Genomic DNA, 22,506 nt, shown 5'->3' with positions numbered 1-22,506 from the left:
TATATGCTTCAATAACTTCTGTACACTTATTTTATCTTCTTTTTACCTTCCTATCAATTTCTTCTACTTCTTCTAACTTCTTTTAACTTCCGTTTAACTTCTTTTAACTATTTTTAGATTCTTATAATTATCGTAACTTCTGTAGAATTACCAAGGGACGATTTAATTTCAAATTCATCTGCACACCTTTTCATATTCGGTAAACCCATACCTGCTCCAAATCCCATCTCTCTTACTTCTTGTGGTGCAGTCGAATATCCTTCCTTCATTGCCATCTCAATATCTGCTATACCTGGTCCCTTATCAAGTGCCGTAATCTGCACTTTTTCTGGAGTCACTAATAAAATTATTTCTCCGCCATCAGAATGGATTACAATATTCATTTCGGCTTCATAAGTGGCTACTGCAACTCTTCTGATAAGATCAGATGGAATCCCTAATTGCCTCAAGACCTTTTTGATATTACTCGAAGCTTCTCCAGCTTTAAAAAAATCATTTTTAACTACTTCGTAACTTAATTGTATGGTCACCACCCCTTCATCATATTGCCAATTATTTATACTCTAGCTTGGCTCCTTTTAAGCCATTATTATATAAAATACCACAACTGGTAAATAAAATGTGCTTTGTTGATAAAATTACAATATTATTCTCTTTTGCTATTTTAAGCGTCTCGTGATCAGGTATCTTACCCCTAACAAACACTACAGCGTTAATATCAAGCATTTCAGCTGTTCTAATCGTCTGTAGATTTACTAACCCTGTTAAAAGAATCGTTTTGTCTTCAATTAAAGATAAAACATCGCTCATTAAATCACAAGCAAAAACAGTATTTACCTCCCTTTCCATATGTGCTTCCCCAGACAATATTTCTGCGTCTAGGAGTTGTTGCACGTGTTTTAAATTCATAAAATCCCTCCTATTGATTCTTATCCTTTGATAATCTCTACTATTCTAAATAAATTATCTAAATATAAACTATGAAGACGATGGATGTTATCTTCTAAGTCTTCCTGGTAAAATTCTACAGAACGATTAATATTCCCCTCTTGATACACGATCATTTTATCAATTAATGCTTTATCCGGAAAACTCTCTGGTAACTCTACCTCAGATATGATATTAGATAAATGCGATAATAAAGTTTGTTGTTTTTTTAACAATTCTATATACCCATCTAATTTTCCTTCTTTTTTGAAAAAATTATACCAAGTTTCCCCTTGTTCTTCTAAAGTAATCAATATTTCATTTAAATCTCCGACGATTTCCTTTAGTACATCCTTATTTTCTCCTTCTTCATACTGGACTGATCTTCTTGAAGCATGAACTTCATTAATATATGCATCGGGATAGTTTTCCTTAACTCTTGCTAACTCAATTTCTACATGTTCACGTTTAGTTCCTCCCAACACATATACTTTATAACTGTTATCTAGTTGATATATTAAATGGGGCAATCTTTGGTAGTTTAGCTCGCCAATAACATCATCTAGATTACTATTATCTACTAAACTGGCAATTTGTATCGTATAAATTGAAAAAGGCCTAATTTCATTAGATATTTTACTTGTATTTTCATTTACATTTTCATTAGCATTTTTATTGGGGTCTTCAACCTCTTCTGAATCATCCTTTACTGGTTCATCTTCGTTGTTGTCAATATCGATAACCGATATGTAATCATCTGAATTTAAAACTGGAGATACCCATAATTCAGTAATTCTTAAGCCTATATAGATAGCTGTAATAGGAAGAATAATGCAAAAAACAACAACTAATAACAAACTGGTATTTCTCCTCTTTCGTTTAATCATCATCCGATTCCTTTTCATACTAATCTCCTCCTCCATTGCGTGGTCCCATCAACTAGATAAAACTTCGTAAACTTGTCTTATTATATATATAATGGATAAATCAAAAATTATTCTTACAATATTAATACATTACTTAGACATTTTGTCCATAAAAAAAGAGCTTATCCTATGACAAGCCCTAGATACGTAATTCATAATTAAGTTAATAATTTTCTACTAAAGTCTTACTGCTTTAATATATCGGGTATCATAGTATCCCTCCGATAAAGATGAAATCATTACTGTTTGTCTAGCCGATGAGGCATGGATAAATTGTCCATTACCAAGATAGATTCCAACATGGGTAATATTGCTACTGATTCTTGATTCAGTATTAAAGAATACTAAGTCACCTGGTATCCATTCACCTCTGTTAACATTTGTTCCAACTGTAGCTTGGTCTCTAGATGTCCTAGGTAAATTTATCCCCTTCGACTTTAAATAATCACCATAATATGTATTTAAGATGTATGTGGTAAATCCTGAGCAATCGAAACGATCTGGCCCGGTTTGACCCCATCCATATTTTTTTCCTAGATATTTTTTTGATACTTCTGCTATATTAGAAAATATACCAGTTCTTTCACCTGAGCGACTTACAGGTCTGGTTATGTTAATCTCTAACTCTACCTCTAACTGTGGAAGCCACCCTTCAATAAAATTATCTGTTACAACAAGATACCAGCCTTCTACAAAATCTTTAATGTAAACTCGACTATCCTTTCTTAAGGATAAAACGACTTTATCTGATCCTCTATTTTCCTTTAGGTCTGTATTTCTTAATACCAGCCCTGGAGGATAATTAGGAATTAACTTAACAAAATCACTATGGACCCAGCCATTGTTTATATGCTGTGTTTTAATTTGATACCATTCACCTCTAGCAGATACAATAATCACTTCCGAACCCTGACTTAACCTTGATAAAACATGTCCACTTGTTGAAGGTTCTTGTCTGACATTTAAAACCGAAGCTGTCGTAATTCCTTTTTGAGTTTTAGTTGAGTCTTCTACTACCATAAGTTCTTCATATATCCAACCCTCAAGTCCACCATCAAGGGTTTTAATGTGATACCAGCGGTCTTTAAAGTCTAGTACATTAACCGAAGTGCCAATATTTAATTTTTCAACAATTTCTCCATTAAAACTTGTACTTTTTCTCACAATTCCTTCAGAAGCAATTACGGTTCCCTTTAACTCAGCTGCTGATGCAAAATAAGTAGACATTAGCAATAACACCATTACCATAGTAACTAATCTTGATCTTCTTCTCTTTAGCTCCATACGTCACCACCCAATAAGTATTTTTCGTATGTAGTACTATTCTATGTTTTAAACAAATTTCCTGCTTTTTCTTCTAATTTTCTGTAAATATTTCTAACTAACATGTTTTATTATTTAATGGAAGAAATTGCATATTGAAATTAAACTTATAATAATGCAAAATGAAGATTTCATTGTTTCGTGTTCAATGAATAGTCTGAAAATCCAAATTACACACCCATCTGCTTTTCACATTGCATGACTATCCTTTCATCTCTCCATAAAACGAATAAGTTCAGGGTTATGGCATATACAATCTCCTAAATCATAAAAGCAATTTTTTAGCTTTTTAAGTCTTTACCTACCTTACCATTATTTCCAACGAAGGTACTTATTATAGATTTGTGTACTTACATTAGTTATTACAACTTTTTTTCGTGAGCATACAATAATTCAATTTCCACCATTAGTAGCCACTAAAAACTAAAGTCTTTTAGCCGAGAAAAAAAGGTCCTCAAAAGAGAACCTTACCTTAATTAAGATAGAAACCTTACTTTTAACAGGGTAGGAGAATGCTACTTTAAACTATTCAGAATGCTATAATATAATGCTATAATATAAAATGACCTTTACAAAAATTTGCTTCAACATAAGCAGTTAATCAATTTTGATTAATTAAATTGCAAATATATCTTTGCTTAAATATCTATCAGCTTTATCCGGAAAAACAACAATAATATTACCTTCCTTCATTTTATAAGCCTTTTCTATTGCAGCGTAAAAAGCTGCCCCTGATGACGACCCGACTAAAAGTCCTTCTCTTTTGGCTAATTCCGTTACCATACCAAAAGCATTGTCATCAGTAACTTTTACTACTTCATCAACAAACTTCTTATCGAGGGTGGCTGGAATAAAGTCATTTCCAATACCCTCCATTTTATAACAACCTTCTACTCCTCCACCTATTATCGAGCCAACAGGATCTGCCAATACACCCATAACAGGTACTTTTCGCTCTTTTAAATATTTCATTACCCCTGTAAAAGTTCCTCCAGATCCGGCACCTGCCACAAAAGCATCAATTTTACCGTCTAATTGTTCATAAATCTCTTTACCAGTAAAAAGATAATGGGCTTCTACATTATCGGGGTTGTTAAATTGATCCGCGACGAATACTGTTCCTATTTCTTCCTTCAATTCTTCTACTTTCTTAAAAGCACCCTTAAGGCCTTCTTCTGTAGGTGTGGTGATAATTTTTGCCCCTAATGCCTGCATAATTTTTTGTTTTTCAATCGAAAATTTACCAGGGACTACAAAAATCACTTCATAACCTCTATTAATAGCAGCTAAGGCAATGCCAATACCTGTATTACCTGCTGTTGCTTCTAATATGGTATACCCCTTTTTTAAGAGTCCCTTTTCCTCAGCCTTTTTAATCATCCAATGGCCAATTCTATCTTTTACCGATCCCCCTGGGTTGTAGTATTCTAATTTCGCATAAAGATTAATCCCTTCAGGTAGGTTAAAGTTACTAATTTTAACTATGGGGGTATTGCCTATTAATTCTGTTACATTATTATACACTTTCATACTACTCACCTTTAAATGGATTAATGTCTGAAATTAGGTCATCAATATCTTCTACCCCAACAGATAACCTAATTAAAGTATCTGTGATGCCTAATCTATTTCTAATTTCCACAGGAATTGAGGCATGGGTCATTTTAGCTGGAACAGAGATTAATGTTTCAATTCCACCTAAACTTTCCGCCAAGGTCATAATTTTAAGGTTAGCCATAATAGAGTTTAGAAGTTCTTCACTCTCAACTTCGAAGGAGATCATGGCTCCATAGTCTTTCATTTGATCTTTGAATTCTTCGATATTAGCGTCAAGACCAGGGTAATATACTTTCTTAACCCATTTTTGCTCTTGTAGCCAAGAAACCATTTTCTTAGCATTTTCACAATGTCTATCCATTCTTAAAGCAAGAGTCTTAATTCCCTTAATCAATAACCAACTATCCTGTGGTCCCAAGATTGCTCCTACAGCATTTTGTATAAAATGTAATCTCTCTCCTAGTTCTTCATTATTTACAACTGCTAATCCGGCCACTACATCACTATGCCCTCCTAAGTATTTTGTAGCACTATGAAGAACGATATCAGCTCCTAAATCTAGTGGCCTTTGTAAATAAGGCGTCATAAAAGTATTATCCACAACAAATACTAGGTTATGTTTTTTAGCCTTTTCTGCAATAGCTTTAATATCTGTAAGTTTCATAATTGGATTAGATGGCGTCTCTGCAATGATGGCCTTTGTGTTAGCCTTAATTACATTGTCAATATTTGATGGATCTGTTGTATCCACTGCATCATATTCAATACCTAAGTTTTTAAATACCTTATCAACTACCCTAAAGGTTCCTCCATAGACATCGTCACCAATTATAATATGGTCTCCTTTTTGAAAAAGCATAATAACAGAGGACATTGCCGCCATTCCAGAGCCAAAGGCAAACCCTCTATGGCCTCCTTCAAGATCTGCTATCAACTTTTCTAGTGCTTCTCTAGTTGGATTACCAGTTCTAGAATACTCATAACCCGTATGCTTACCTACTGCATGTTGTTTGTATGTAGAAGTTTGATAAATTGGTACAGTAACTGCTCCTGTTCTTTCATCTCCATCAATACCACCATGAATTACTAAAGTATTAAATTTCATTTTATATCCTCCCTCTCATTTAAGTAATTTTAATTGACTTTTTCATAACATATATTAATAATATATTATATTCCTACAATCCTTATCGGTTTACTTGGTATTAATATACCATTGATTTTTCCATCGGTCAATAGAAATTTCCTATAGAATCCTGTAGAATGTTATTCGTACTTTTATATAATTATTAATTGAGGAAAATGCATAATACCATAAATTAAATTTATATTGGTTTTATTCAGATGTGAAAGCTGAGACACTAAACAGCGAAGTTTTCATTTTTCATTAATATAAATTTAATATTAATTATCCAATTTCATCAATCATTTTATTTGAACTTCTATAATTCATTAAATTCATAGGCAGGACAGATGAACACTAGATTATTATTATCTATATTCAAGTAAAAAATAAAAGGACTACTCTAATAGTAGACCTTTACAATATTTTGTACCTTTATCTTATTATTATGCCTTTACCCTTTGTATATTTCCTTCAATTTTCCTAATACTTCCTTAGCATATTCCTGTGCTCCAAATAAAGACATATCTCTGTAATTTCCACACTGAACAGCATTGACTGCTGGAATCTCGGTTGAATTAATCACTTTTTCTAGTGTTCTCATTAAAGCTTGTGCAACCTCTTCTTCTGTAGATTCTCCAACTTTAATCAGATAAAAACCAGTTCGACAGCCCATTGGCGAAATGTCTACAATGTCTTCTAGTTCTTCCCTGAAATAACCTGCCATTAAATGCTCTATTGCATGAATTGCACCAGTAGGCATAGCTTCTGCGTTAGGTTGAGTGAATCGCAAGTCAAATTTATTAATCACATCACCTTTGGGTGTGTTGATGTGTCCACATTTCCTTACAAAAGGTGCTGTTACCTTTGTGTGATCCATCGTAAAACTTTCTACTACAATCTTCATAATTTAACCTCCTAAGGACTTTAAATTTAATTAATTCTTATCGGTTTACTTGGCATTAATATATCACTTATTTTTTCAGTGGTCAATAATTAATTCGATATTAATATTGTTTCTCCTTTTTTATTTTATGATTACAGTAAAAGCAATATCCTTAGCTTAAAAAATAAATATAATTAAAATACAAAACTTTCATTTTCCTAATTGACATATATTAGCATAGATGATAATATAAAACCAAGTAAATCGATAGGAATACTTGTATATTTAAAGGAGGATGATGTAAGTGCTAGAATTTAATGAACTATTTAATGAATGGGCCCCAGTCTATGATAAAACTGTTTATGATCAACAAGGTGAATATAGAGAGGTTTTTCAAAACTATGATGTTCTTCTAAACACCATATGTGATGAAATTAGCGACAAAAATAAGGGTTTAATATTGGAAATTGGCGTAGGTACTGGCAATCTATCTAAAAAATTAGTCTCTAAAGGTTTTAGTGTGATTGGTATTGAACCTTGCCAAGAAATGAGACGTCTAGCTAAAGAAAAATTGCCTAATATAGCAATACTTGATGGTCACTTTTTATCCATTCCTATTGCCGAACAATTTGATAGTATTGTTACCTCCTATGCTTTTCACCATCTTACCTATTCGGAAAAAAGAAATGCATTAAAATATTTAGATGGATATTTAAAAGAGTCAGGTAAGTTTGTGATTGCTGATACAATGTATGAATCTGCTGATTATAAGGATCAGCTTTTAAAATACGTTGCTGATTCTAATTCCCATAATCTATTAAATGACTTAAAAACTGAGTATTATGAGTTTACCAATGACATACTTAAACTATTTGATGAGCTTGGTTATACCTACCAACTGCAACAAATAAACAAATATGTTTGGGTTATTTCTGCACAAAAATAAGACTAAGGCTTCCCGCGGGAAGTCTTAGTCTTATTTTGCATCATCAACTTTTAAGCTTCTATCTATGATCTTGAAATTAAACTTTTCAGTTTTCTAACCACGAAAAACTCTTTAAACCCTAATAACGATATAAATATATTACTTCCTAAGAATAAGGTTGCAATTCTTACAGCAGTATCATTAAAGAAACCTTCTGGTAACATTAATATCATCAACTCATCCACCTCTAGTAACCATAAATCATTTGTAAAGAATATTAAGTGGAAGTAGGTAAAATAGCGATAGAAGTCAAATAACATTAATAAATACAATATTACCATCAATGAAACATTAACAACGGCAGTATACACCAATGTTTTAGCAAGGCTTCTCTTCCAATTCTTATTCTTCTTAATGGAGTAGATCAATAGTCCAATAAAAGCAATAATACTAAAATTTCTAATTCGCTTTCCCCCTATAAATAATTCCTTCACATCAATCATATGAAGCACAGCCCTCTCCCCAAAGGCAGGTATTTCTTGCCCATTCTCAATTCTTGTTGTATTCAATAAAGGTCTATCATCCTTTAAATACATTAGCAAATCATTCATGATTACTTGAAGTTCACTAATCTCTAGTCCAGTTTCTTTTTGCACATCATATTTATCAAACATTTCTTTATAATGATTTTGATTAAAAGTTACTAATTCTACTGCAGTTAACAATAGCATTAAAGATAAACAGATCCCCATTAAAATATATGATGCTCTACTTTTCATAAGCTTTTCTCCTTCATTTACTGATTTCTTAAGGACGGAAATTGTAATCATAACCTTAACAATGGATTTATATACGATTTACTATTAACATAAATCAAAGATTAATAATACAATTTCCGTAAACGATTGAAACTAGTATAATTTTCCTCCCATTTTATCTATGAATAAAATAATAAATAAATACCGATAGAATCATCATACCTATTACCATGATGTTGTCCCTCTTTAAATCCCTTACTTCTATTTTTACTGTAGCATTTGCCCCATTAGATTGTGGGTTATCATCCTTCTTTTGAAAGTACCATCTTAATGCAATAGCACCTGCTACTAGCCCCAAACTATATAGATGGGCAATTGATATCGGTCCTGCTACCATTGGATTAGTTCTAAAGAATTCCACGATAAATCTATTCATAGAAAACCCAATAAGATAGATTACAAATAATTGACCATTATAATAAAGTTTCTTTCTTTTATTCCATAAAACCATAAATAAGATATAATTTAATATTGCCTCATAGATTTGAGCAGGATGTAATAACCTACCTGCTACATTTACACCCCAGGGCCAAACCCTATTCATTTCTACACCAAATACATCACAGCCAATTCTTCCAATCGCTTGACCCATAATAATGGCAGGTGCAAAAACATCAGCAGTTTTCCCAATATCCATCTTTTTACGATTCATATACCAAAGGGCAAATATAATTCCGGCAATTAAAGACCCTTGTATTGAGAGTCCTCCATTTTGAATCATTAAGATCTCTAATGGATTTGAAAGATAATAAGATGGGTTAAAAGCTAATATATAATTTAGTCTAGCTCCTATTATCCCCACGATTACCGTATATAGGGCTAGATCTGTTAAATCTTCTTGATTCATATTTTTTCTTTTAGCTTCCCTCACTACAATATAAAGCCCTACCATGACCCCAATAGCTATTGTTAAGCCAAATAATTGAATTGGAATTCCTCCTATATGAAATGTTTTCATTTGTACTTCTCCTTTCAGTTTAAAATGATTAGTTACTACAAGAATATATATGCAATAACCATGCCATTTCTGAAAGTTACTTCCCAAAATCAAATTATTTTTTTATGCTATATTTTTCCATTCTATAGATTAGGGTATGACGACTTATGCCCAGTAGCTGAGCAGCCTTAGTTTGATTATAGTCAGTTCTTTCTAAAGCTTGAAGAATTAGATTTTTTTCAAGATCTTCCATAAACAGTCCATTTTCAGGCAATAGAAACTCTTCTCGGATTTCAGCTACCAATATCTCTTTAGGAAGATTATTTACTGTTATTTTGTTTCCATCGGATAGTATTACCATTCTTTCAATTACATTCTCCAACTCTCGTATATTTCCCTTCCATTGATATTGTAGAAGTTTTTCCGCTACCCCATCCTCAAGCATTATTTTTCCTTTACCAACTTCTTGACTAAATTTCTCTAAAAAGTAATTAACTAGTAGCGGGATGTCCTCCTTCCTTTCTCTAAGGGGAGGTAATTGAATAGGGATAACATTAAGCCTATAGTATAAGTCCTCCCTAAACCTACCCTCCTCTACCATACTAAATAAGTCTCTATTTGTGGCTGCTACTACCCTTACATCAATTTTAATGGGCTGTGTACCGCCAATCCTTTCAATTTCCTTTTCTTGAAGAACTCTTAATAGTTTCACCTGCATCCCTAAATCTAGCTCACCTACTTCATCTAGAAATATCGTTCCACCATTGGCTCGTTCAAACTTGCCTATTTTTCTTGTGGCAGCACCAGTAAAAGCACCTTTTTCGTATCCAAACAATTCACTTTCAATTAAATTTTCTGGTATTGCACCACAATTAATCTTTACATAGGGGGCTGCTTTTCGATCACTGCTATAATGAATTGCATTTGCGATTAATTCTTTACCCGTGCCACTTTCCCCTAAAATCAATACAGTAGCATTAGTTTTAGACACCCTTTCCACCATGTCCATAACATTTTTCAACTGATTACTGGCTCCTATTATCTGTTTTCCAGTTGTATGCTCCAACTCTTCTCTTAAGTAGTTTAGCTCTTCTTTTAAAGCACCAAAGCCTAATGCTTTTTGAATAGTAACCTTTAATTCTTCTACTTCAAAGGGCTTTGAAATATAATCTAATGCACCTATTTTCATCGCCTCTATTGCTGTCTCCATTGTGCCATGGGCAGTAATCATAATAATAGGCACTTCCTCGTTTAGGACTTTAATTTTTTTTAATGCCTCCAGTCCATCCATAGCAGGCATTTTTAAATCCAATAAAACCAAATTTGGATTACAGCTATTAAACTTTTCGATTGCTTCTTTTCCATTTGATGCCTCATAAACAACATATTTTTCTTTCTCTAAGGCCTTTCGAAGAGCCCATCGCATATTTTTTTCATCATCTACGACTAAAATTTTTTTATGCATCGACTTCCTCCTTGTTAATTATGGGTAAGAGGATCTTAACTCTAGTGCCTTTTCCCACTTCACTAATCACTTCTATTCTTCCATCATGTTCTTCAATAATCCGATGGGTAATTGATAAACCTAAGCCAGTGCCTTGGTCTTTTGTGGTATAAAAGGGATCAAACATTTTATCTAGATTTTCCATTGATATACCAGTTCCTTGGTCTTGAAAGGTGATCATTGCTAATTGTTGGTCAACAATTTCAAGTGTAATCATTAGTTCGCCACCCTTTTCCATAGCCTGAATACCATTTAACACGATGTTTAAAAATGCTTGTTTCAACTTATCAAAGTCTCCCTCTATAATACATTCGTCCTTTATATCCACAATAATTTCTACACCCCTCTGTTCACCATACTTATTTGTTAAAACCAAAAGTTCTAGTAATTGTTTACCCAAGGGGGCCTTTATCACTTGATATTTATAAGGTTTTGCAAAGTCTAACAGTTCTTGAATTACCCTGTTAGCCCTATCTGTTTCATGAAGAATAATCTCAATAGCCTCTTTGGTATCGAGATCCTTTATGTCTTCCTCAATTGTTTGGCTTATGGTTTTAATAATCCCTAAAGGATTTCTTACCTCATGGGCAATACCTGATGCCAATTGACCAATAGCCGACAATCTTTCACTTCGCTTTACTTGAAGCTGAAGTTCCTTAATATTGGTTATGTCCTCAATTAAAAGAACGATCCCTTCCTTCACACCTTTAATGTTTTTAATAGGTTGGGCAACAATCTTTAAATTCTGTTTCGACCCATCCCTTTGTTCTAATAATACTTCCGACTCTATTTGTTCAGCTTCACCCTTAAATATTTTATCCAGTTCTTCAACTAAATTATTTTTCTTTAAGAAAGGTAAAATCTCTTTAGAATCATTAAAGAAAACCAATGCTTGTTTGTTAGTAGAGGGTACATTATAGCTCCGATCTAAGGCTATTACACCACTATTTAGGCTATCTAATATATTATAGGTGTAATTTTCTAAGTTAGCCAACTGAATCAGCTGAAATTCCAACAATCCCCGTTTATGATAATCTTTCTCCACCAGGTAACCTGTAATCATTCCAACAATCATAAACATTCCTAGTTCTAAAAATTGATTTACAACCTGTATGTTAATTTCTCCAAAATAAAATATCAAATGGGGGGCGTATATCAACACGACAATAAGGGAGGTTATGAAACCTCCCTTAAGTCTAAACTTGAAGGCAGCAATAATAATCGGTAGATAATACAATCTTCTATAGAAGTCATGAATGGGCCAGTAACCTACCAGAGTAAAATAGTGCAACCCAGAAATTAAAGTAATTAATAATGCTATTGATAATAGATCCTTGTTGACTTTTTTCATGGTATCACCCATTTTCTCGTGTATTTCCACAATAGGGGCAGTATCGCCAATTACTGCTATAAGGTTTATTACACTTGAGGCACTGGTCTGTTAGTTCACCATCCAAAATAATACCCTTCTCTACTTTATTTTTATCTGTCTCGTTTTCTGTTTTTCTTAAACTATAAAACAATAGCATATAAATTATAATTGACATACCAACACAAGCTAAAACTGGCATATGATCACCTTCTATTGTAGTATATCCTACAGTTTCATCGAACGTTTAAATTCATCTATTTTTTCTTTTCAGACGAGTTATCACAACAACTACTTCCTTTAGACGAGCTGTTAGATGCGTCATTACGATCTTGTTTATGACCACCTCCACAGCAACCTCCTCTTCTCATCATAAAAAACATTAAAACTGCTAATAGTCCGTATATTAATATATTCTCCAAAAAGACACCTCTTTCATTAATAATAGTATATCCCTATTGCCTTTTCTAAGCAAACTAAAATCACTTATTACATACGAATTAATTTACTAAAATTTTTTCTCATTCTTTTGAAATTATCAACTAAGAAATTGCATTATTAATTATGCAATTTCCTCATAAGAATTACAATGGTTGAGTCTTGTCATCTACACCTTGCTTTTCTGAATGACAATCTTCTTTGTTACCCTTGAACATAAAGAACATCATACCAATATGCATCAAAGGACATATTAAAACCATAGCAAAGGGAGCATATCTTCCCAGTGGCCCTAGATTTACACCAAATCGTGGTAACAAAGCTAGTAGTAATAAAGGTACTAAACAACATAATAACATTAACATCCCGTGTTTTTTTCCATGATTATGATTTTTCATTTAAATTCCTCCAGTATTAGTTTTTCTTTTAGCCTTCTTATTTTTATTTAAATCACAACAATCCATTTTCCCACTATCAAAGTTGTTTTTATTTGCATCTTCAATAGCCTTTAACAATTTTTTAAACCATTTCTTCATAAAACCACTCCTTAAATTCTTTACATCAATAAAAGATTCACTGTACTGCCCATATTTCTGACTTACACTAATTATTTTGTCTCACTATTTATAACAAGCAAATTTCATGCCAACTTTACATATGATGACCCTTATGATTAGAACTTAAAAAGAAAAAAACTACTGCTAATAACAACATTAAGACTGCAAAGCACCTGTTAATAACCCTTCTATATCTAAATGTAAGGTTAATGTTGGTTATGTAGTCAGAAAATAGACCAAAGACAATAAAAATTAAGCTATGTCCTAAGCCAAAGCTGAATAAAAGTAACCCCCCATAAAAGAGACTACCCCTAAGCATGGCTAAGGTCAAAATTGATATAATATACGGTAAGCTACAGGGTGTAAAAATAAGGGGTAATATTATATTTTTCACCAGACTTCGTTTTTTAGTATTACTGCTATAAAAATAAACAATTTTTATGGGGGATAATTTCTTCAAATTAAGCCCTAACATTTTTAATCCTAAAAGCAGATAGATGGTTCCCCCAATGATATAACTTATTCTCATAATTGGATGAAGAGACGCCCCAAAACTTGAAACGATAACACCTAAAATCGTTAGCATTAGTGCAAAGCTAATGGAAAAGCAGATCACTTCTCTAGTCCTTACTCCCTCTTTTTTTTCCTGTAGAATTATTCCCATGTACATTGGTACCATCCCAATCATATGAGGGTTTAGAGACGAAATGATACCTATTAGAAATATCAATATAAAGATCATGGGTGAGTTTCCTAAAACTTGTTCCTTCATTGGTTCTAAATATGCACTGAAGTTCATAATAATCCCCCTAACAAAAAAAGATAAGAGCCAACTATATTAGTTAGTCTTATCTTTAGTAATTTTTTATATTATTAATTGAATTTAATTAATTGCTACACCTACTGTAGCATTTCCTACAATATATTTAGATTGATGTAGCAAAATATCATTTAGTTTATCTAGCCGATTTTCTTTTGTTTTGAATAGGCCCCCTTTCATATAATTTAATATAGTCTTGTTAATTTAAAGTTATAAACATGCAATTTTTATACCAAAGTCTATCTAACTTATTTTTTCTATAGTCACTCTTTTTTATATTTTTTAGATACCCCCCATAGGTAATACCCTACCAGAATAAAACCAGTAATAATTGCAACAGTGCTGAAGAGCATAATAATATAATTAGTCATTTAAGCCACCTCGCTATAAATTCTATCCTTCATCTAAGAACAGACTTATTTTCTCGTTTATATCTTGCCTTGTTGCTAATATTTTTAAACATTAGAACTAAAGATTGTTCAAGCATGAAAAAAAGAGACTCCCAATACCGGAGTCTCCTTCATTATCATTTTTGATTGATATAACTTGGATCAATATTTATCTTTTTTAATCTTAAAGAGTTATACACAACATTTAATGAACTAATTGACATTGCAGCTGCTCCAATCATTGGGTGCAGTAGTCCAAACATTGCTAGTGGTATTGCCATTGCATTATAGAACCATGCCCAGAAGTAATTTTCCTTAATCTTTCTAAAGGTTGCTTTAGACAACTTGATGGCTGAAATAATTCCACTCAGCTCACCTCTAACCAAGGTAACATCTGCCGCTTCGATGGCAATATCTGTTCCTGTACCAATGGCGATACCAACATTCGATTGTTTTAATGCAGGAGCATCATTGATTCCGTCTCCAACCATTGCTACTAGCCCATATTTTTCTTGAAGTCTTTCTATTTCTGCCACTTTACCATCTGGTAAAACTTCTGCAATAACGTGACTAATACCAACTTTTTTACCTATAGCTGCTGCTGTTCTTTTATTATCACCAGTGATCATGGCTGTAACAATCCCCATTTTTTCTAATTCAGCTATGGCTCTGATAGAATCTTCCTTTAGTGGGTCGGCCACTGCAACAATACCAATTAACTGATCATCTTTAGCCACCATCATAGCAGTTTTAGCTTCTTCTTCTAAACGAATTAGTTCATTTTCATGGCTCTCAAATTCTACTCCATTTTCCTTCATCAGCTTCCTGTTTCCAACTAGAATCTTATTTCCATCAATACTTCCTTCTACACCCATTCCGACTAAAGCGCTAAAATCCTTTACTTCACCGAAAGTAATCTGATCATTAGTTGCTTTTTCTATGATTGCATGGGCCAATGGATGCTCAGAAGCTTTTTCAATTGTCCCTGCAAAATAGAGGACTTCTTTTTCAGTTGAACTTTTTATTACTACAAGATCAGTTACTTCTGGCTTCCCTTTAGTAATTGTACCTGTTTTATCGAAGGCTATAGCCTTAATATCCTTGAATGTTTGTACTGCTTCTCCATTACGGATTAAGATTCCCTTTTCAGCACCAATACCACTACCAACCATTAACGCTGTTGGTGTTCCTAAACCTAATGCACAAGGGCAAGCAATTACCAACACTGCCGTTGCCGTAACAAAGGCTAAGGTTAATGGTGTTAGATCTGGGTTAACCCAAGGTAAATATTGAGCACCCCAAAGCATTATGTTTTTGTGGAAGTCAGGGAATAGGTTAAAGGATATAAAGGTCCCTAACGTTAAAAGTAGAATAATTGGTACAAAGTAACCTGTTACTCTATCGGCAAATTCCTGAATTGGAACTTTTGAACCTTGACATTCTTCAACCATCTTAATAACCTGAGACAAGAAGGTATCTTTACCAACCTTCGTAACCTGAACTTTCAATAAGCCCTGCTTATTAATAGTTGCGCCTATTACCTCATCACCACTTTGTCTTTTAACAGGCATTGACTCACCAGTAGCCATAGACTCGTCAACTAAACTGCTTCCATCAACTACCGAACCATCAGTAGGAATCTTTTCACCAGGTCGAACAATCATTATATCACCAATTTGAAGTTCTTTTACTGGAATTTCTACTTCCTCACCATTAATGATTACCTTTGCTGTTTTCGCCCCCATTTGAATCAACTTCTTAATAGCTTGAGAGGCTCTTCCCTTTGCCCTAACTTCTAGATATTTTCCTATAAGATGGAAGGACATAATTGTTGTAGCCATTTCAATAAAAGTTTGAATTGGGAACATAAAACCTAATAAACCAATTAAATAAGGAGGTAAAGACCCCAGAGAAACTAATACATCCATGTTTGGACTTTTATTTTTTAATGCTTTAAAACTTGCCTTATGAACATGCATTCCAGTCCCAAAAATAATTGGAATCCCTAAGACAACTGTCATTGGAAAATAATAAGGTACCTCTTTAATAAACATATGGATAATCATTAAACCCATTATTAATCCCGTAAAAATTAATGAAGTAAACATTGTTTTATAAGCTGCATCAACTTTCCTTTGATCTTCATCTACCTCTTCTTTAACAGAATCCTCATCAGTAATTAACTCATAACCTAAGCTTGCTATTTTTCTTTTCATATCCATGAGGCGAATCATTTTTGGATCATATTCTACAGTTGCTTTCTCAACAGCAAAATTAACACTTGCCGAATGTATACCCTCCATCTTATTCAAAGTTTTTTCTACTCTACTTGAGCAAGCTGTGCAGGTCATTCCAGTAACTTTAAAGGTAGCTTTTTCTAGTTTTTCCTCTACCTCTTCTGTTCCACTATATCCTAACTTTTGAATCTTTTCTAAAATTGACTCCATTGTAATGATGTCTGGGTCAAACTCAACTTGTGCTCTTTCAGCGGCAAAGTTTATACTTACATTGAAAATCCCTTCAGTTGCCTTGAGTTTCTTTTCAATATTGGCTGAGCAACTACTACAGGACATACCTTGTATTTTGATTGCTCTTTTAAGAAGATTGTTGTTTTTAACACTCATTTTAATGCTCCTCTCTTAGGAAATGTAGTAAAGGTTTCAAATATATTTAAACTTATCATTACTTACCGGTATACTAATACCCCCTATATGTATATAATACCCCCATAGGGTATATCTCGTCAACTATTTTTTTTATTTTCCTCTTATTTTATTACCCCATATTAAGGTATTTAATACGTTATCCTTTTTATGATCTCTATAACGATAGAAAAACCACTAGATTCCATGTCTAGTGGCTGTGTTAATTTTTAAAATATTATTTTTATTAATTCTCTATCTAGTTGTGTTATTCTTTACTTACTACTCTACTTCGATCTACTGCTATCTACTTCCATCTACTTCTTAAACAAAATATCCTTCACTTCTTCTTCCTCTTCACTTAGAAGCTGGAATTCGCTTATAGGAGGTAAGTCCTTTAATGAATTCAAGCCAAAGGCCTTTAAGAAATTTAGACTAGTACCGTATAGTATTGGACGGCCTGTTTTTTCTAAACGCCCCTTTTCTTCAATTAAATCTTTTTCTAATAGAGTTGCAATTGCTTTATCACACTTTACACCCCTAATCCCCTCAATTTCACCTTTTGGAATAGGTTGTTTATAGGCAATAATAGCTAATGTTTCTAGAGCTGCCTGGGTTAATCCTTTATTTTGTTTGGGTTCTAATAATTTCTGAACATAATCGTAATGCTCTGGCTTTGTAGCTAATTGATAGTGATCGTTCATTTTGATAATTTGAATTCCTCTTTTATTATAATTAAAATCATCCATCATCTCTTTTAACACTTCAGCTACTCTTTTTTCATCTACCTCTAGTACCTTTGCAATATCTTTTAAAGCTAGGGGATCTGACCAAGCAAAGAGTAATGCCTCTATAACTGATCTCATTTGATCTTCGTTCATTTATTCAACACCTCAAAGTTATGTTATATTCTTTAGTTTAATTTCTATATCTGAAAAGCATAGATCTTGTTTTACTGCTACTTCCTTCATTTTAATTAATTCTAGTAGGGCTAAAAAGGTAGTAATCATTTCGTTTCTATTTGATAAAGTTTCAAATAATGACTTAAACTTAATGGTATGCTTTTGAGATAATATTTTTTGAATTTCTATAATTTTTTCTTCGATGGTAAAGCTATCTCTTTGCATTTGATGAAAGGTATTTTTTTCTTTAATCTTTACATTTTTACTTGTTAATACCTTTTCTAATGCATTTAATAAATCCGCCATTTCTAAGTTTTCCAGTATATGGGCATCTTCTTCCTGTTCAAAAATAATTTCTTCCCTTGGTTTAAAATATAATTTTTTAGAAAGGTCTTCTTTCTCCTTAAAGACCTCAGCTACCACTTTATATTTCTTATACTCTAAAAGCTTTCTTACAAGTTCGTGTCTTGGGTCTAACTCTTCTATTTCCAACTGTACATGATCTACTACCTCAACAGGTAGTAACATTTTAGATTTTATTTCTAACAAAGTTGCAGCCATTACTAGAAACTCACTGGTAATTTCTAAATCAAGACTTTCCATTTGTCTAATATATGAAATGTATTGATCTGTCACTTGGTTGATGGGTATATCATAAATATCAATTTCATTTTTCTCAATTAAATGAAACAGAAGATCGAAGGGACCTTCAAAGGCTTGTAGTTTAACATTATAGGCCACTTTTTATCCCTCCTAGAAAAATGGTACTAATATAAATCTTACTAATAATGATAGTAAAAATTGAGTAACTGGAAATAGAACTTTATTTATTGCACCAAAGAAAATTAGGGCTATTAAAATCACGTAGGAATATTTTTCTATTTTATGAAAGTAATAGGCTAAATTATTTGGTAATATAGATAAAATAATTTTCGAACCATCTAATGGTGGAATGGGGAAAAGGTTAAATACCCCTAAAACTAAATTAATCCATATGCCATAAGTAATCATATCTGAAATCATCCCATTCGGATAGTAGGTAGCTTGTAGTCCTAATGCAATTGTCAATAAAGTAGCCAATATAAAATTGGTTACTACACCTGCTATGGATACAATAAATATTCCCAATCTACGTTTCTTAAAATAGTAGGCATTAATGGGAACAGGTTTTGCCCAACCGAAGCCTGCCACCAAAAGAAGAATAAATCCAAAGGGATCAAGGTGGGCTAAGGGGTTAAGGCTTAATCTTCCCCTTTCTTTAGCAGTAGGGTCTCCCATTAAATAAGCACTGTAGCCATGGGCAAACTCATGGAGGGTAATCGCCATTAAAACAGCTGGCACTGTCAGTATGATACGCTCTAGATCAAATAAATTAATATTAAACGGGAACATTATTACTCCCCTCCTATTCTTTCTTCGGCTATTTTTATTTTCTTCTTAACAAAATTTAACTCATCTTCCTTACTGTATATTAGCCCCATTACCTTAGCCTCTAATGTATCATCTAATAATTCTTTGAAAATTGGCCCTGGCTTAAGGCCTAAGGACATAAGGTCTTTTCCTGTCATCTCCAGCTCTATATCCCTTAATTTTAGCAGATAAAACATGAGATAATGTCTAATATATGGATCGTCACAATCATTATAGTAGAAGATAATTTCTTCTTGCTTAAGGGGTTTTAGCCATTGATAAAGTGTAAATTTATCTAAATCCTCTTCCTGCAATTGCTGGTATAACTTATCTTTATTCCTTAATGTTTCTTCTACTTTTTTGGCTAATGTTTGATTAGCTAACTTAAATAGTACAGTTTCCAAATGATCAGTGGAAAAGTTACTAAATAACTGCATAATGATAATCTGAAGTTTATTAATTCCCTTGTCTTCCCCATAGAACTCTTTGAATTTTTCAATTGAGGCATCAATATAATTTACCTTCTTCAATAAATCTTCATTTAAATTTAGCTGGGGGTGGAGAATCTCAATGATTCTAAATTTTTTTAATAGCTGTAAACTGTCCCCCATGCTTCTTTCCTTAAGAATTTGTACTAATTCTTCCCTAATTCGTTCATCACTTAATTTTTCCACCATATGATCCTTAATTGCCATCTCCATAAAACCACTAGTCTCTTCTTCAATTTCAAATTTAAAACGTGAGGCAAATCTTATGGCTCTAAAGATACGGGTAGGGTCCTCTATAAAGCTTAGGTTATACAAGACTCTAATTTTCTTATTCTCTATATCTCTTAGCCCGCCAAAATAGTCTATTAATTTACCTTCATGGGCTTTGTTGAGCTGAATAGCCATACAATTAATAGTAAAGTCTCTCCTAAATAAATCGCTCCAGATTGAACTTTGCTCCACCTTTGGTAAAGCTGCTGGGTACTCATAATATTCTCGCCGTGCTGTTACGATATCTATTGTTTGACCGTTATCTAAAGTAATCATAGCTGTACCAAATTGTTTATATAGGGTTGTTTGGCCATTAAGTTTTAAATTTAATGCTTCTGCAAAGGCAATTCCATCCCCCTCTACAACAATATCAATATCCCAGTTTGTAGCATGAAGGAATAGATCCCGTACAAACCCACCTACAACGTAGGCATTTTTATTGAGTTCATCTGCCACAGTTCCTGCAAAATCAAGTAAATGATATATGTCTTTAGGCAGCTTCTTTAATAGGTGATAGCAGTTAATATCCTCCAATTCTTCTTCATGAAAAACTTTTTTATACCAATTAGGATGATTATTTCCATATAAAACCTTAAGTAAATCAGTACGAGTCACAATTCCAATAATTTTGCCTTCTTCAATTACTGGAAGCCTTCCAATGTTATGTTTTAGCATTAAATTGTTAATATCAGTAATAGATGTATTGCTAGTTATACTTAAAATATTTCTTGTCATAAAACCCTTTACAGGAGCATGACTGAGTCCATGGAGAATGGCCTTATCGATATCTGTTCTAGATATAATTCCAATTAATTGATCTTCCTTTACAACAGGCATACCTGTATGACCATATCTTAACATAATTTTATTAACTTCATCTACCGACATGTCTTCAAATACAGTCTTTACTGGATGGCTCATAATCTCTTTAGCAGTAATCTTGGGTTTGGTATTAATCTGCAAGGCCTTCAACAACAGACTTTTCACTTCTTCTGTCTCACCTTTTTTGATTGATGCAGAAGCAGCCTTACGATGACCGCCTCCTCCAAAATCCTTCAAGATCAATGGTAAGTTCATTTCATCTACAATTGTTCTAGCTACAATATAGCAACGTTCTTCCATCTTTACAACTAAAAAAATACCATCACATTTTTTAATATCAATAATTTTTTCTGCCATCGTACCTAATTCACCAATAAAATCTTCTAAAACTAAGGTAGCCATTAAGATTTCATAACCATTTATATTGATAGTCTCAAGATTATTAATTATAGTAGAAAATAGTTGATCTTGTTCTGGTGCTAATGTTCCCCTCATAACTTGATTAACAATTGCTAAATTTGCCCCCTGCTTTAATAAATAGGCAACCACTTCAGCATCATGATAGGTTGTGTGGCTGAAGGTTAAACAATTGGTATCTGTATATATTCCTAGGGCAAATAAGGTTGCTTCGAAGGGGCTTATGGGGATCTCCTTTTCAATGATTTCCTCTAACAAAATAGTTGTACAAGCACCATAAGCTTTAATAATTTGGTTACCCTTCTTAATGCTATGCTCCCCAACCATATGGTGGTCAATTATCGTTATCGGTAGCTCTTTATCTAAAAGCTGACTAAACTTACCGATTCGTTTTGGAGAATTAACATCCACTATAAATAATTCTTCTACCTCTTCTAAGTTCAACTTTCCAGCTTGATCGATGGGTAAGACATTTTTATATAGAACAATAAATTCTTTTACTTCTTCCTTAAGCTTCCCGGTAAAAAACATAGTCGCATCAGGATGTATTTTAGAACAGGCCACCATGCTGGCCAATGCATCAAAATCTGTATTTTGGTGACTTATAATTGCCTTCATTTTTTTCACCCTTTACTCTCACTATAATCTGTATTTAAGAACTGATTTTTATTATATCATACCCGATTTGTAACTAAAAGAGTTAGGGTTGAAGAAGAAATATGATAGGGACTTTAAGTCTGAAGTAGAGTATGAGAAAAATAAATTTATTATTCCCCGACCGCTCTCCCTGTAATCAGCCTGTCTATCAACTACATAAATCTATAAATTCTTATCTTTACCTCTCTTAACAATATTATAATAAAGTATTACCAGCGTCATAGATCAACGTATCCTAGAAAGAATCTAAGTAAACCTTCTCGATAATCATATTTCCATCAGGATTAGTCACGTAATTTTTTAATTCTGTTGTATCAATTGTTATCTTTTGATAGGGCGCACTTGTTTAAAATTTACGATTAATAAGGTTTTTAGCATTGTTACCAACAATCTCTTTAT

Annotated in this window: 22 protein-coding genes; 1 reads left to right on the top strand and 21 read right to left on the bottom strand. The window is 32.9% G+C overall.

Annotated elements, in window-relative coordinates; translation table 11 throughout:
• Window positions 1–113: 113 nt before the first annotated feature.
• The 7 genes from T335_RS0101300 to T335_RS0101270 form a co-directional block, all read right to left on the bottom strand.
• Window positions 114–530 (bottom strand): ATP-binding protein, encoded by a 417-nt coding sequence (locus T335_RS0101300; protein WP_026475926.1) that lies wholly within the window; start codon window positions 528–530, stop codon window positions 114–116.
• Between the two features lie 22 nt (window positions 531–552).
• Window positions 553–909, bottom strand: a complete 357-nt coding sequence (locus T335_RS0101295; RefSeq protein ID WP_026475925.1) for a DRTGG domain-containing protein — start codon at window positions 907–909, stop codon at window positions 553–555.
• A gap of 20 nt (window positions 910–929) precedes the next feature.
• Entirely contained in the window at window positions 930–1,832 is a 903-nt protein-coding gene (locus T335_RS0101290) for a hypothetical protein (RefSeq protein ID WP_026475924.1), read from the bottom strand.
• Between the two features lie 198 nt (window positions 1,833–2,030).
• On the bottom strand, window positions 2,031–3,137 hold the full coding sequence (locus tag T335_RS21440) for a C40 family peptidase (RefSeq protein ID WP_051569071.1): 1,107 nt from the start codon (window positions 3,135–3,137) through the stop codon (window positions 2,031–2,033).
• Window positions 3,138–3,791: 654 nt separating this feature from the next.
• A complete protein-coding gene (locus T335_RS0101280; protein WP_026475923.1) occupies window positions 3,792–4,706 on the bottom strand; it encodes a PLP-dependent cysteine synthase family protein in 915 nt (304 codons plus the stop codon).
• Between the two features lies 1 nt (window position 4,707).
• Complete coding sequence (locus tag T335_RS0101275) at window positions 4,708–5,838, bottom strand: bifunctional cystathionine gamma-lyase/homocysteine desulfhydrase (RefSeq protein WP_026475922.1); 1,131 nt, start codon at window positions 5,836–5,838, stop codon at window positions 4,708–4,710.
• Between the two features lie 472 nt (window positions 5,839–6,310).
• Complete coding sequence (locus T335_RS0101270) at window positions 6,311–6,763, bottom strand: S-ribosylhomocysteine lyase (protein WP_034327404.1); 453 nt, start codon at window positions 6,761–6,763, stop codon at window positions 6,311–6,313.
• Window positions 6,764–7,046: 283 nt separating this feature from the next.
• Here T335_RS0101270 and T335_RS0101265 point away from each other — a divergent pair, with 283 nt between their 5' ends.
• Window positions 7,047–7,688 carry a class I SAM-dependent methyltransferase gene (locus T335_RS0101265; protein WP_026475920.1) on the top strand — a complete coding sequence of 214 codons (642 nt, stop codon included), beginning with the start codon at window positions 7,047–7,049 and terminating at the stop codon, window positions 7,686–7,688.
• Window positions 7,689–7,750: 62 nt separating this feature from the next.
• Here T335_RS0101265 and T335_RS0101260 read toward each other — a convergent pair whose 3' ends face one another.
• From T335_RS0101260 to T335_RS0101190, 14 genes are all read right to left on the bottom strand, one after another.
• Window positions 7,751–8,446: a TIGR01906 family membrane protein gene (locus T335_RS0101260; protein WP_034327402.1), complete on the bottom strand. Its 696-nt coding sequence runs from the start codon at window positions 8,444–8,446 to the stop codon at window positions 7,751–7,753.
• A 154-nt stretch (window positions 8,447–8,600) separates the two neighbouring features.
• Window positions 8,601–9,443, bottom strand: a complete 843-nt coding sequence (gene lgt, locus T335_RS0101255; protein WP_026475918.1) for a prolipoprotein diacylglyceryl transferase — start codon at window positions 9,441–9,443, stop codon at window positions 8,601–8,603.
• Between the two features lie 94 nt (window positions 9,444–9,537).
• Entirely contained in the window at window positions 9,538–10,887 is a 1,350-nt protein-coding gene (locus tag T335_RS0101250; protein ID WP_026475917.1) for a sigma-54-dependent transcriptional regulator, read from the bottom strand.
• Entirely contained in the window at window positions 10,880–12,277 is a 1,398-nt protein-coding gene (locus T335_RS0101245) for an ATP-binding protein (RefSeq protein WP_026475916.1), read from the bottom strand. Before T335_RS0101245 ends, T335_RS0101250 begins: the two co-directional genes overlap by 8 nt.
• A gap of 4 nt (window positions 12,278–12,281) precedes the next feature.
• Complete coding sequence (locus T335_RS0101240; protein WP_026475915.1) at window positions 12,282–12,497, bottom strand: double zinc ribbon domain-containing protein; 216 nt, start codon at window positions 12,495–12,497, stop codon at window positions 12,282–12,284.
• 55 nt (window positions 12,498–12,552) lie between these two features.
• Window positions 12,553–12,717, bottom strand: a complete 165-nt coding sequence (locus T335_RS22150; RefSeq protein WP_156943603.1) for a hypothetical protein — start codon at window positions 12,715–12,717, stop codon at window positions 12,553–12,555.
• 162 nt (window positions 12,718–12,879) lie between these two features.
• Window positions 12,880–13,131, bottom strand: coding sequence for a hypothetical protein (locus T335_RS0101230; RefSeq protein WP_026475914.1), 252 nt, complete (start codon window positions 13,129–13,131; stop codon window positions 12,880–12,882).
• Window positions 13,132–13,269 (bottom strand): LDCC motif putative metal-binding protein, encoded by a 138-nt coding sequence (locus T335_RS22465; RefSeq protein WP_169735922.1) that lies wholly within the window; start codon window positions 13,267–13,269, stop codon window positions 13,132–13,134.
• Window positions 13,270–13,384: 115 nt separating this feature from the next.
• Window positions 13,385–14,089: a cytochrome c biogenesis CcdA family protein gene (locus tag T335_RS0101220; RefSeq protein ID WP_026475913.1), complete on the bottom strand. Its 705-nt coding sequence runs from the start codon at window positions 14,087–14,089 to the stop codon at window positions 13,385–13,387.
• A 547-nt stretch (window positions 14,090–14,636) separates the two neighbouring features.
• Window positions 14,637–17,123, bottom strand: a complete 2,487-nt coding sequence (locus T335_RS0101210; protein WP_034327400.1) for a heavy metal translocating P-type ATPase — start codon at window positions 17,121–17,123, stop codon at window positions 14,637–14,639.
• A gap of 335 nt (window positions 17,124–17,458) precedes the next feature.
• Window positions 17,459–18,022: an SMC-Scp complex subunit ScpB gene (gene scpB / locus T335_RS0101205; RefSeq protein ID WP_026475911.1), complete on the bottom strand. Its 564-nt coding sequence runs from the start codon at window positions 18,020–18,022 to the stop codon at window positions 17,459–17,461.
• An 18-nt stretch (window positions 18,023–18,040) separates the two neighbouring features.
• Window positions 18,041–18,784, bottom strand: a complete 744-nt coding sequence (locus T335_RS0101200) for a segregation and condensation protein A (RefSeq protein WP_026475910.1) — start codon at window positions 18,782–18,784, stop codon at window positions 18,041–18,043.
• Between the two features lie 12 nt (window positions 18,785–18,796).
• Window positions 18,797–19,435, bottom strand: a complete 639-nt coding sequence (locus T335_RS0101195; protein WP_026475909.1) for a site-2 protease family protein — start codon at window positions 19,433–19,435, stop codon at window positions 18,797–18,799.
• A gap of 2 nt (window positions 19,436–19,437) precedes the next feature.
• Window positions 19,438–22,068, bottom strand: a complete 2,631-nt coding sequence (locus T335_RS0101190) for a CBS domain-containing protein (protein ID WP_026475908.1) — start codon at window positions 22,066–22,068, stop codon at window positions 19,438–19,440.
• Between the last annotated feature and the right edge of the window lie 438 nt (window positions 22,069–22,506).

Origin of the sequence: Alkaliphilus transvaalensis ATCC 700919, from assembly GCF_000621485.1 — a bacterium.
GTDB classification, from domain to species: domain Bacteria; phylum Bacillota; class Clostridia; order Peptostreptococcales; family Natronincolaceae; genus Alkaliphilus; species Alkaliphilus transvaalensis.
The sequence above is the reverse complement of the archived record's forward strand: the minus strand, read 5'-3'. Positions and strand labels throughout refer to the sequence as shown.

What these genes read in the sequence shown, in the direction of transcription:
- T335_RS0101245 (WP_026475916.1), bottom strand. Translation starts at nt 12,277, where the DNA reads ATGAAAAAAGTCAACAAGGATCTATTATCAATAGCATTATTAATTACT.
- T335_RS0101240 (WP_026475915.1), bottom strand. Translation starts at nt 12,497, where the DNA reads ATGCCAGTTTTAGCTTGTGTTGGTATGTCAATTATAATTTATATGCTA.
- T335_RS0101190 (WP_026475908.1), bottom strand. Translation starts at nt 22,068, where the DNA reads ATGAAGGCAATTATAAGTCACCAAAATACAGATTTTGATGCATTGGCC.
- T335_RS0101210 (WP_034327400.1), bottom strand. Translation starts at nt 17,123, where the DNA reads ATGAGTGTTAAAAACAACAATCTTCTTAAAAGAGCAATCAAAATACAA.
- T335_RS0101275 (WP_026475922.1), bottom strand. Translation starts at nt 5,838, where the DNA reads ATGAAATTTAATACTTTAGTAATTCATGGTGGTATTGATGGAGATGAA.
- T335_RS22465 (WP_169735922.1), bottom strand. Translation starts at nt 13,269, where the DNA reads ATGAAGAAATGGTTTAAAAAATTGTTAAAGGCTATTGAAGATGCAAAT.
- lgt (WP_026475918.1), bottom strand. Translation starts at nt 9,443, where the DNA reads ATGAAAACATTTCATATAGGAGGAATTCCAATTCAATTATTTGGCTTA.
- T335_RS0101290 (WP_026475924.1), bottom strand. Translation starts at nt 1,832, where the DNA reads ATGAAAAGGAATCGGATGATGATTAAACGAAAGAGGAGAAATACCAGT.
- T335_RS0101280 (WP_026475923.1), bottom strand. Translation starts at nt 4,706, where the DNA reads ATGAAAGTGTATAATAATGTAACAGAATTAATAGGCAATACCCCCATA.
- T335_RS0101195 (WP_026475909.1), bottom strand. Translation starts at nt 19,435, where the DNA reads ATGTTCCCGTTTAATATTAATTTATTTGATCTAGAGCGTATCATACTG.
- T335_RS0101260 (WP_034327402.1), bottom strand. Translation starts at nt 8,446, where the DNA reads ATGAAAAGTAGAGCATCATATATTTTAATGGGGATCTGTTTATCTTTA.
- scpB (WP_026475911.1), bottom strand. Translation starts at nt 18,022, where the DNA reads ATGAACGAAGATCAAATGAGATCAGTTATAGAGGCATTACTCTTTGCT.
- T335_RS21440 (WP_051569071.1), bottom strand. Translation starts at nt 3,137, where the DNA reads ATGGAGCTAAAGAGAAGAAGATCAAGATTAGTTACTATGGTAATGGTG.
- T335_RS0101295 (WP_026475925.1), bottom strand. Translation starts at nt 909, where the DNA reads ATGAATTTAAAACACGTGCAACAACTCCTAGACGCAGAAATATTGTCT.
- T335_RS0101270 (WP_034327404.1), bottom strand. Translation starts at nt 6,763, where the DNA reads ATGAAGATTGTAGTAGAAAGTTTTACGATGGATCACACAAAGGTAACA.
- T335_RS0101220 (WP_026475913.1), bottom strand. Translation starts at nt 14,089, where the DNA reads ATGAACTTCAGTGCATATTTAGAACCAATGAAGGAACAAGTTTTAGGA.
- T335_RS0101250 (WP_026475917.1), bottom strand. Translation starts at nt 10,887, where the DNA reads ATGCATAAAAAAATTTTAGTCGTAGATGATGAAAAAAATATGCGATGG.
- T335_RS0101230 (WP_026475914.1), bottom strand. Translation starts at nt 13,131, where the DNA reads ATGAAAAATCATAATCATGGAAAAAAACACGGGATGTTAATGTTATTA.